This window comes from Streptomyces sp. CA-106110, from assembly GCF_050936285.1.
Taxonomy (GTDB): Bacteria; Actinomycetota; Actinomycetes; order Streptomycetales; family Streptomycetaceae; genus Streptomyces.
Genome location: NZ_JBNJNB010000001.1, coordinates 3843736 through 3855000, shown reverse-complemented (window position 1 = coordinate 3855000; position 11265 = coordinate 3843736). Strand labels below are relative to the sequence as shown.

The 11265-nt window shown below is 67.3% G+C and carries 3 protein-coding genes, 1 tRNA gene and 2 rRNA genes (1 of these 6 only partly in view); 5 read left to right on the top strand and 1 reads right to left on the bottom strand.

The features are described 5' to 3' along the window. The 4 genes from ACQEXA_RS17720 to ACQEXA_RS17705 all read left to right on the top strand — a co-directional run. Positions 1 to 1315 (top strand): 23S ribosomal RNA (locus tag ACQEXA_RS17720); it begins 1786 nt to the left of the window's first position. Positions 1316 to 1400: 85 nt separating this feature from the next. Next, a 5S ribosomal RNA gene (rrf, locus tag ACQEXA_RS17715) occupies positions 1401 to 1517 on the top strand. Between the two features lie 112 nt (positions 1518 to 1629). Then, positions 1630 to 2292: a DegT/DnrJ/EryC1/StrS family aminotransferase gene (locus ACQEXA_RS17710; protein ID WP_432939606.1), complete on the top strand. Its 663-nt coding sequence runs from the start codon at positions 1630 to 1632 to the stop codon at positions 2290 to 2292. Between the two features lie 82 nt (positions 2293 to 2374). Continuing rightward, positions 2375 to 2447, top strand: a tRNA-Thr gene (locus ACQEXA_RS17705). An 85-nt stretch (positions 2448 to 2532) separates the two neighbouring features. Here ACQEXA_RS17705 and ACQEXA_RS17700 read toward each other — a convergent pair. Further along, complete coding sequence (locus ACQEXA_RS17700) at positions 2533 to 5280, bottom strand: SpoIIE family protein phosphatase (RefSeq protein WP_432933342.1); 2748 nt, start codon at positions 5278 to 5280, stop codon at positions 2533 to 2535. A 376-nt stretch (positions 5281 to 5656) separates the two neighbouring features. On the opposite strand from ACQEXA_RS17700, the gene ACQEXA_RS17695 reads away from it, so the two are divergent. Further along, on the top strand, positions 5657 to 11119 hold the full coding sequence (locus ACQEXA_RS17695) for a HAMP domain-containing protein (protein WP_432933344.1): 5463 nt from the start codon (positions 5657 to 5659) through the stop codon (positions 11117 to 11119). The last annotated feature ends 146 nt before the right edge of the window (positions 11120 to 11265 follow it).

Sequence of the window (11265 nt, the reverse complement as noted above, 5' to 3'; positions counted from 1 at the left end):
GGCGGCCCGTACCCTAAACCGACTCAGGTGGTCAGGTAGAGAATACCGAGGCGTTCGGGTGAACTATGGTTAAGGAATTCGGCAAAATGCCCCCGTAACTTCGGGAGAAGGGGGGCCATGCCTGGTGAGAGCACTTGCTGCTTGAGCTGGGGGTGGCCGCAGAGACCAGCGAGAAGCGACTGTTTACTAAAAACACAGGTCCGTGCGAAGCCGTAAGGCGATGTATACGGACTGACGCCTGCCCGGTGCTGGAACGTTAAGGGGACCGGTTAGCTCCATTTCGGTGGGGCGAAGCTGAGAACTTAAGCGCCAGTAAACGGCGGTGGTAACTATAACCATCCTAAGGTAGCGAAATTCCTTGTCGGGTAAGTTCCGACCTGCACGAATGGCGTAACGACTTCTCGACTGTCTCAACCATAGGCCCGGTGAAATTGCACTACGAGTAAAGATGCTCGTTTCGCGCAGCAGGACGGAAAGACCCCGGGACCTTTACTACAGTTTGATATTGGTGTTCGGTTCGGCTTGTGTAGGATAGCTGGGAGACTTTGAAGCAGCCACGCCAGTGGTTGTGGAGTCGTCGTTGAAATACCAGTCTGGTCGTGCTGGATGTCTAACCCGGGTCCGTGATCCGGATCGGGGACAGTGTCTGATGGGTAGTTTAACTGGGGCGGTTGCCTCCTAAAGAGTAACGGAGGCGCCCAAAGGTTCCCTCAGCCTGGTTGGCAATCAGGTGTTGAGTGTAAGTGCACAAGGGAGCTTGACTGTGAGACCGACGGGTCGAGCAGGGACGAAAGTCGGGACTAGTGATCCGGCGGTGGCTTGTGGAAGCGCCGTCGCTCAACGGATAAAAGGTACCCCGGGGATAACAGGCTGATCTTCCCCAAGAGTCCATATCGACGGGATGGTTTGGCACCTCGATGTCGGCTCGTCGCATCCTGGGGCTGGAGTCGGTCCCAAGGGTTGGGCTGTTCGCCCATTAAAGCGGTACGCGAGCTGGGTTTAGAACGTCGTGAGACAGTTCGGTCCCTATCCGCTGTGCGCGTAGGAGTCTTGAGAAGGGCTGTCCCTAGTACGAGAGGACCGGGACGGACGAACCTCTGGTGTGCCAGTTGTTCTGCCAAGGGCATGGCTGGTTGGCTACGTTCGGGAGGGATAACCGCTGAAAGCATCTAAGCGGGAAGCCTGCTTCGAGATGAGGACTCCCACCCACTTGATGGGGTAAGGCTCCCAGTAGACGACTGGGTTGATAGGCCGGATCTGGAAGCACGGTAACGTGTGGAGGTGACCGGTACTAATAGGCCGAGGGCTTGTCCTCAGTTGCTCGCGTCCACTGTGTTGGTTCTGAAACCACGAACAATCCCCGCACTGATGTGCTGGGCGGGTTGTCTGTTTCATAGTGTTTCGGTGGTCATAGCGTGAGGGAAACGCCCGGTTACATTTCGAACCCGGAAGCTAAGCCTTACAGCGCCGATGGTACTGCAGGGGGGACCCTGTGGGAGAGTAGGACGCCGCCGAACAAATCTTCAGAGCGGGTCTCCGAACTTCGGTTTGGAGACCCGCTCTTTTGCGTTGCGTGTCACATTGCGTTCACTTTGCCGCATCAGCATCCGAGCCATGGGTACTGCTGGAATGCTCAAGTCCGCGGGCGTCGGCCATGGTGACGAGGTCATCGTGCCGGCGTTCGGGAACATCGACGTTGCCGAGGCCGTGACCCTGGCCGGTGCGACTCCGGTCTTCGCTGACATAGATCCGGCGACGTACTGCCTGGACCCCGCGGCCGTCGAGGCCGTGGTCTCCTCGCAGACCGCCGCGGTGGTCGTCGTCCATCGCTTCGGGCGGCCGGCCGACATCGCGGGCCTGCACGAGCTCGGGCAGCGGCACGGGCTCCTGGTGCTGGAGCAGGGGGAGTCCGAGACGCCGTACGCCGAGGTCGCGCAGCGGCGTGAGCGGGCGGCGTACCTCGACCGGCGGCTGCGAGGCGTGTGGACGCCCGAGAGCAGCGGCGGCCACACCTATCAGCAGTACGTGGTGCGTGTGCCGGGCAACGGCCGGCCGGACCGGGACGCCTTCGCACGGGCGGTGCGGGCCATGGGAGTTGACTGCCGGGTTCCGGTGAAGACTCCGGTGCACCGGATGCCGGACTTCCGGCGCGATGTGTGCCTTCCGGAAACCGAGCGCGCCGCGGATGAGACGCTCTCGCTACCGGTGGACGCGTCGCTGACCAAGCGGGAGATGAACCGGATCGTCTCCGCGTGCAACGCCCTGGGCGGACTGCTGCAGCCCGCCTTCTGACCAGGGCTCGTGGTTGGGAGCACACGCCAGTTCGGGGTATGATCTGATCCGTTGCCGCGAGGGAAACCTCAAAAGGTGACCGGCCCCCATAGCTCAGTCGGCAGAGCGTCTCCATGGTAAGGAGAAGGTCAACGGTTCGATTCCGTTTGGGGGCTCAGAGAAAAGGCCTCGCCCTTATGGGCGAGGCCTTTTTGATGTCGTGAACTCCTAAAGGGAGCCCGGGAGTTCCCGGGCTCCAGGTCACTCCTTCGGAAGGCCCGGCACGCGCATGGCGAGGATCGCCATGTCGTCGGACGGGGCGTCGGACGCGAAGCGCTCCACCGCGCGCATGATGCGCGCCGCCACCGCTCCCGCCGTCAGGCCCGTGCAGGTCGTCAGGACGTCCGTGAGTCCGTCGTCGCCCAACATGCGCATGCCCTCGCGGCGTTCCGTGACGCCGTCCGTGACGCACAGCAGGACGTCGCCCGGATCGAGCGTCACCGTCTGCTCGTACAGCTCCAGGTCGTCCATGACACCGAGGAGCGGCTGCGGTTCTGCGGCCGGTTCCACCGTCCCGTCCTGACGCAGCCGGAGCGGGAGCGGGTGGCCGGCGCAGACCACCTTCAGGACCGCGCTGCCGTCCTCCTGCGGCCACAACTCGCCGTAGAGGAGCGTAAGGAAGCGACTGCGGGCGCCCTCGTCGAGGATCGCGGAATTGAGGCGCTGCAGGACCGCCGGTCCGCCGAAGCCCTCGCGTGCCAGCAGGCGCAGGGCATGGCGGGCCAGGCCGGTCACCGCCGCCGCCTCGGGGCCCGTACCGCAGACGTCGCCGATGGCGAAGCCGTAGGCGCCGTCGCGGATCGGGAAGAGGTCGTAGAAGTCGCCGCCGACCTCGTTGCCCTCACCGGCCGCGCGGTAGATGACCTCGACCTCGACGCCGTCGACGTGAGGCAGCTCCGGCGGGAGCAGGCTGCGCTGGAGGGACTGGCTGATGGCCGTGCGCTCCGAGTACAGCCGGGCGTTGTCCAGGGCCAGGGCGGCGCGGCGGCTCAGATCCTCGGCCAGTTCCAGGATCTCCTGGCGGAAGTGCTCGTCCGTCGGCTTGCCCAGCGTCAGCATGCCGATGACGCGGTTGCGCGCCACCAGGGGCAGTACGACCGTTTCGCCGCCGACCGCCGAGGCCGTCGCGAGCGTCGTCCCGATGCCGGAGCTGACCGTGGGCGGCTCGCCCAGGCCGAGGCTCCGCATGGAGGTGCGCAGCGCCGCCCGGTGGGCTGCGTCGCCGGGGGCCGGCCAGACCCTGGCGCCCGGCGTCGGGATCGGGTCCGGCGGCGGGATCTTCGACAGGAGCGCCTTGAGGCCGTCGATGCGTTCCTCGTCCTCGTGCAGGACGTAGGAGAGGTACGGCTCCGAGGCCTGGTCGGCGATCGTGTACACCGCGCACCAGGTGGCCAGCGTCGGGATCGTCATCTGGGCCATGAGGGCCAGCGTCTGGTCGCGGTCCAGGGTGCCCGCGAGGAGGTCGGAGGCTTCGACCAGGAAACTCAGTGAGCCGCGGCGCAGCCGTTCCAGTTCGCCGAGGCGGGCCGATTCGACGGCGAGGGCGATGCGGTCGGCCGCGAACTGCAGGCGCAGCGCCTCCTCGTTGGAGTAGCGGGAGGACGCCTCGGCCGCGACACCGAGGGAGCCGGTGAGCCGGCCCTCCACCTTCAGCGGGACCGTCACCACCGAGCGCATGCCCGTCCCGCCCAGCAGGGGCACTGCGCCCGGCACGGCTGTCAGGTCGTCGTGGACGGCCGGCATGCGGGCCGAGCCGTAGCGGCCGGGGCCGGCCTCCACGGGGACGCGGGCGAAGCGCTGGCGGGCGGAGGGCAGGCCGGTGGAGGCGCGGACCTCCAGCTCCGTCTCGTCGTCGGTGGCGAGGAGGAGGAAGGCCGCGTCGCCGTCCAGCATGTCACGGGCGCGCTCCACGGTGCGCTGGAGCAGACCGTCGAGGTCGTCGGGGGCCGGGGAGCCGATGAAGACTTCGAAGGGGTCGGTGGCCTTGCCGTCGGTGGCGGTCGTCGTGTCGGGGGCCGCTCCGCGCATCGGGGTCTGCAGGACGGCGCGCTCGTGGTCGCGTACCAGCAGACAGACTGTGGACGGTTCACCTGCCGTGTCACGTACGCGCAGGTGAGAGGCGTAGACGGGGGTCACTCGGCCGTCCGCCGCGCGGATGCCGTAGCTGCCCTCCCAGCGGGAGAGCTGCAGGGCCTCGGCGACGCCTGTTCCGGTGCCCGGGGTGTGCGGCCAGGCCGTCAGGTCGGTGAGCGGCTTGCCGGTGACTTGCTCGGCGGGATACCCGAAGAGTTCCTCCGCGTCCTCGTTCCAGGCGGTGATGGAGCCGGTGCGGTCGATCTGGACGACTGCGACGCGGACCCGGCCGTCGGCGAGCGGAAGGAGGGCCGCGGGCAGTGCGGGGCCCGCACTGCGGGTGCCCACCGGGCGCTCGGGCAGGTCCAGCTGGAACCAGACCTGTTTGTGCGTGGGTGTGTACTCGACTCCCCAGCGGCCGGCCAGGGCGGCGCACAGCTGGAGGCCCCGACCGCCCTCGCGGTCGGGGCCTCCCATGTTGATGGCGGTCGTCTGCAGCGGGATCTCGCGTTCCGGATAGCGGTCGGCGACCTCGATGCGCACGCCGTGGTCACTGCGCAGACACAGGACGTCCGCGGCCGTGCCCGCGTGGACGACGGCGTTGGTGACCAGTTCGCTGGTGAGGACGACGGCGTCGTCGACGATGTCGGCGAAGCCCCACCCCTGGAGGGTGTCCCGGACGAAGGACCGGGCGGTCGCGACGGATCGTCCGACGGGCTCGAAGCTGGCGGCCGCGCGCGCGGTGATCACAGAACTCCTCGTCCGGGTCTCGACGTGCGGGGCTGCCGGGCCGACCCGCTCCTGCCGAGGCAGTTGCTGGTTCCCCGCGTGCCGGGGATCCTGGGGTGGTCCCCCGGGATGCAGTCCGGTGGTCATGGTGCGGCGCCCCTCCGATGCCTGCCCGCTCGTGCTCATGTGACCGCCCAGGCCGGTCGGACCGGTACGGCTGGACAGCCGGATGCAAGGTTACTTACCTTCGCCGTCCATGCGGATGCCGGTCGCAGGTGTTTACGTCCTGAGGGTGTGCGGAGCGTGTGCGAAGCTGCCGAACTGTTATGGCCTGGTTCAGGCATGGTGAAACACTGGGCAAGCTTCCATGTGGAGGTCCGGACGGCCGAGTGTCTTGGGCCGTTCCGGGCAGGAGCACGCGCGTGCTTCCCGTGTATCGGGCGGCACCAAGCACCAGTGACCGGTAAGTCGAGTGGTCATCCTGAGCACAGCAGTGATGGTCGACCCCTGCGGGAGGGACACAGTGGAGTCTGGCGCAGCGACGCGGGGCACGAAGCCGCGCGCAAAAGGCGGACAGTCCCTGAGTAACCAGCGCAAAGCGCGCAATGGCACCACCCCGGTCGACACGGCGGAGCTGAATCGGCTGCTGGCGGCTCTGGTGTCGATGCGGGACGGCAATTTCCGGAAGCGCCTCACGGTCACCGGCGACGGCGTGATGGCCGAGATCGCCGCCGTGTTCAACGAGGTCGCCGACCGGAACCTGCACCTGACCGGGGAACTGGCGCGGGTACGGCGCATGGTCGGACGTGAGGGCAAGCTCACGGAGCGGCTGGAGACGGGGGCGTGCGAGGGCTCCTGGGCGTCCGCGATCGACGCCTCCAATGCGCTCGTGGACGATCTCGCCCGTCCTGTCTCCGAGGTCAGCCGGGTGCTCTCGGCGGTGGCGGAGGGCGACCTCTCGCCGCGCATGGAGCTGCGGGCTCCGGGGCCGGAGGGGACCGGGCATCCGCTGCGCGGGGAGTTCCTGAAGGTCGGGCGCACGGTCAACAACCTGGTCGATCAGCTGTCGACGTTCACCGACGAGGTCACGCGGGTCGCCAGCGAGGTGGGCACCGAGGGCAAGCTGGGTGGGCAGGCCCGGGTGCGCGGTATGTCCGGTTCGTGGAAGGACCTCACGGATTCGGTCAACACCATGGCGTACCGGCTGACGGCACAGGTGCGGGACATCGCGCTGGTGACCACGGCGGTTGCCAAGGGTGATCTGTCCCGTAAGGTCACGGTTCACGTGGCCGGCGAGATGCTGGAGCTGAAGGAAACCGTCAACACGATGGTGGACCAGCTCTCCTCCTTCTCCTCCGAGGTGACCCGCGTCGCCCGTGAGGTGGGCACCGAGGGCGAGCTGGGCGGCCAGGCGCAGGTGCCCGGTGTGGCCGGCGTGTGGAAGGACCTCACCGATTCGGTGAACCTCATGGCCGGCAACCTGACGGCTCAGGTGCGCGGGATCGCCCAGGTCACGACCGCGGTCGCCAATGGCGACCTGTCGCAGAAGGTGACCGTCTCGGCGCGCGGCGAGGTCGCGCAGCTGGCCGAGACGATCAACCAGATGACCGAGACGCTGCGCACGTTCGCGGACGAGGTCACCCGCGTCGCCAACGAGGTCGGTGGCGAGGGCCGGCTCGGCGGTCAGGCGAATGTGCCGGGTGCGGCGGGAACGTGGAAAGACCTCACCGATTCGGTGAACACGGTCTTCCGGAACCTGACCACTCAGGTGAGGGACATCGCCGCCGTGACGACGGCGGTGGCCAGCGGTGACCTGTCGCAGAAGGTCACCGTCGATGTCGCCGGCGAGATGCTGGAGCTGAAGAACACCGTCAACGGGATGGTGGACCAGCTGTCCGCCTTCGGTTCCGAGGTCACGCGCGTGGCGCGGGAGGTCGGGGTCGAGGGTGAGCTGGGCGGCCAGGCGCAGGTCCCGGGTGCCGCCGGCACCTGGAAGGACCTCACGGACTCCGTCAACACCGCGTTCCGGAATCTCACCGGACAGGTGAGGAACATCGCCCAGGTGACGACGGCGGTGGCCAACGGCGATCTGTCGCAGAAGGTCACCGTGGATGTGTCCGGCGAGATGCTCCAGCTGAAGAACACCGTGAACACGATGGTGGACCAGCTCTCGAACTTCGCCGAGCAGGTCACGCGCATGGCCCGGGACGTCGGCACCGAGGGCCGCCTCGGCGGCCAGGCCGTGGTGCCGGGCGTCAGCGGCACCTGGAAGGAACTCACCGACTCCGTCAATTTCATGGCGGGCAACCTCACCTCGCAGGTGCGGCAGATCGCCCAGGTGACGACGGCGGTGGCCCGCGGTGACCTGTCGCAGAAGATCGACGTGGACGCGCGCGGCGAGATCCTGGAGCTGAAGAACACCATCAACAACCTGGTGGACCAGCTCTCCGCCTTCGCGGAGCAGGTGACCCGGGTGGCCCGCGAGGTGGGTACGGAGGGGCGGCTGGGCGGTCAGGCGCAGGTGCCGGGTGTGGCCGGTGTGTGGCGTGACCTCACCGACTCCGTCAACGGCATGGCGGGCAACCTCACCACCCAGGTGCGCAACATCGCGCAGGTCGCGACGGCGGTGGCCCGCGGTGACTTGTCGCAGAAGATCGACGTGGACGCGCGCGGCGAGATCCTGGAGCTGAAGAACACCCTCAACACGATGGTGGACCAGCTCTCCAACTTCGCGGAGCAGGTGACCCGGGTCGCCCGCGAGGTGGGCACCGAGGGCATCCTCGGCGGCCAGGCCGAGGTCCAGGGTGTCTCCGGCACCTGGAAGGACCTCACGCAGTCCGTGAACTTCATGGCGAACAACCTGACCATCCAGGTGCGCAACATCGCCGAGGTCACGACGGCGGTCGCCAAGGGCGACCTGTCCAAGAAGATCACCGTCGACGCCAAGGGCGAGATCCTCGAACTCGTCACCACCGTCAACACGATGGTCGACCAGCTGTCGTCCTTCGCGGAGCAGGTGACGCGGGTGGCCCGCGAGGTGGGCACCGAGGGCATCCTGGGCGGCCAGGCGCACGTCCCCGGGGTCACGGGCATCTGGAAGGACCTCAACGACAACGTCAACCTCATGGCCAACAACCTGACCACGCAGGTGCGCAACATCTCGCAGGTCGCGGCGGCCGTCGCCAACGGCGATCTGACGCGGACGGTGACGATCGAGGCGCGCGGCGAGGTCGCGCAGCTGGCCGACACCTTCAACACGATGGTGAAGACGCTGAGCTCGTTCGCCGACCAGGTCACCAAGGTGGCCCGTGAGGTGGGCACGGACGGCATCCTGGGCGGCCAGGCGCACGTACCGGGTGTGGCCGGCACCTGGAAGGACCTCACCGAGTCCGTGAACCAGATGGCGTCCAACCTGACCGGCCAGGTGCGCAACATCGCCATGGTCACCACGGCCATCGCGAAGGGTGATCTGACCAAGAAGATCGACATCGACGCGCGCGGCGAGATCCTCGAGCTGAAGACCACCATCAACACGATGGTCGACCAGCTGTCCTCCTTCGCCGAGGAGGTCACCCGCGTGGCCCGCGAGGTGGGTACGGAGGGACAGCTCGGCGGCCAGGCGCGCGTCCGGGACGTCGACGGCACCTGGCGCGACCTGACCGAGTCGGTGAACGAGATGGCCGGGAACCTGACCCGGCAGGTGCGCGCCATCGCGCGCGTGGCGACCGCGGTGACCCGCGGCGACCTCAATCTGAAGATCGATGTGGACGCCTCCGGCGAGATCCAGGAGCTGCAGGACTACATCAACAAGATGATCGCCAACCTGCGCGACACCACGATCGCCAACAAGGAGCAGGACTGGCTCAAGGGCAACCTGGCCCGTATCTCCGCTCTCATGCAGGGCCGGCGCGATCTGGAGGACGTGGCCTCGCTCATCATGAGCGAGCTGACGCCGGTGGTCTCCGCCCAGCACGGCGCGTTCTTCCTCGCCATGCCGCTCGTCGACGGCAAGGACCTGGGCACCGACGCGGACGACGCCTACGAACTGCGCATGCTGGGCTCGTACGGCTACTCCATGGGCTCCATGCCGACGTCGTTCCGGCCGGGTGAGGCGCTCATCGGCACGGCCGCCATGGAGAGGCGCACGATCCTGGTGGAGAACGCGCCGAGCGGCTATCTGAAGATCTCCTCCGGGCTCGGCGAGGCGCCGCCCGCGCAGGTGATCGTCCTTCCCGTGCTCTTCGAGGCGAAGGTGCTCGGTGTCATCGAGCTCGCGTCCTTCACGCCGTTCACGCAGATCCAGAAGGACTTCCTCAACCAGATCGCCGAGATGATCGCGACGAGCGTCAACACCATCTCCGTCAACACCAAGACCGAGGTGCTGCTGAAGCAGTCGCAGGAGCTGACCGAGCAACTCCGCCTGCGGTCGGAAGAGTTGGAGCAGCGGCAGAAGGCGCTCCAGGCGTCCAACGCCGAACTGGAGGACAAGGCCGAGCTCCTGGCCCAGCAGAACCGCGACATCGAGGTCAAGAACACCGAGATCGAGGAGGCGCGGCAGGTCCTGGAGGAGCGCGCCGAGCAGCTCGCCGTCTCCATGCGCTACAAGAGCGAGTTCCTCGCCAACATGTCGCACGAGCTGCGTACGCCGCTCAACTCCCTGCTGATTCTGGCCAAGTTGCTCGCCGACAACGCCGAGGGCAACCTCTCGCCGAAGCAGGTCGAGTTCGCCGAGACCATCCACGGCGCCGGCTCCGACCTGCTCCAGCTGATCAACGACATCCTCGACCTGTCGAAGGTCGAGGCGGGCAAGATGGACGTCTCGCCGACGCGTATCGCGCTCGTCCAGCTCGTCGACTACGTGGAGGCCACCTTCCGGCCGCTGACCGCGGAGAAGGGGCTCGACTTCTCCGTACGGGTCTCCCCGGAGCTGCCCGCCACGCTGCACACCGACGAGCAGCGCCTCCTGCAGGTGCTGCGCAACCTCTTGTCCAACGCGGTGAAGTTCACCGACACAGGGGCCGTGGAGCTGGTCATCCGGCCCGCGGGCGCCGATGTCCCCGTGGCCATCCGGGAGCAGTTGCTGGAGTCCGGCTCGCTGCGCGACCCGGACGCGGAGGTGATCGCGTTCTCCGTGGCCGACACGGGCATCGGCATCGCGGCCAGCAAGATGCGGGTGATCTTCGAGGCGTTCAAGCAGGCGGACGGCACCACGAGCCGCAAGTACGGCGGTACGGGTCTGGGGCTGTCCATCTCGCGGGAGATCGCGCGGCTGCTCGGCGGCGAGATCCATGCGCAGAGCGAGCCCGGACGCGGCTCGACGTTCACGCTGTACCTGCCGCTGCACCCGAGCGAGCTGCCGCCGCACGGCTACTCGCAGCTCGCGCCCGTCATGGAGGCCGACGAGCTGCTGGCGTCCGAGGCCGAGCGCGCCGCGTCGGGCATCGAGACCCCGGCCGAGGTGAAGTCGTATCAGGAGACCCAGAACGGGCCTGCGGCGCTGTTCAGGCGCAGGCGCAGGGCGGTCTCCGCGGGCGCGCAGCGGTCGGGCGCGGAGGAGCAGTGGTCCGCGGACCAGCAGGAGCGGGTCGTGCCCCGGCAGGGCGTGCGGTTCGCCAGCGAGAAGGTGCTGATCGTCGACGACGACATCCGCAACGTGTTCGCGCTCACCAGTGTCCTCGAGCAGCACGGACTGTCGGTGCTGTACGCCGAGAACGGCCGCGAGGGCATCGAGGTCCTGGAACAGCACGACGATGTCGCGGTCGTCCTGATGGACATCATGATGCCCGAGATGGACGGGTACGCCACGACGACGGCGATCCGGCGGATGCCGCAGTTCGCGGGGCTGCCGATCATCGCACTGACCGCGAAGGCCATGAAGGGCGACCGGGAGAAGGCCATCGAATCGGGCGCCTCGGACTATGTGACCAAGCCGGTGGACCCCGATCATCTGCTGTCCGTGATGGAACAGTGGATGCGTGAGGAGTGACGTAATCCTGAATGTTCACTCGGAGTTGCTGAGTGAGTGCGACCGGGGCCGTGTAGAAGTGCGGTGTAGGGGGAACCTTCTGGTCTCCTGCTGCGTTTCTGCTATGTGCACAGTGACATCGCGGTGACAGGGTGTGGCGACAGGCG

Excerpts from the sequence above, each read along its gene's own strand:
- ACQEXA_RS17700 (WP_432933342.1), bottom strand. The coding sequence starts at position 5,280 with ATGACCACCGGACTGCATCCCGGGGGACCACCCCAGGATCCCCGGCAC.
- ACQEXA_RS17710 (WP_432939606.1), top strand. The coding sequence starts at position 1,630 with ATGCTCAAGTCCGCGGGCGTCGGCCATGGTGACGAGGTCATCGTGCCG.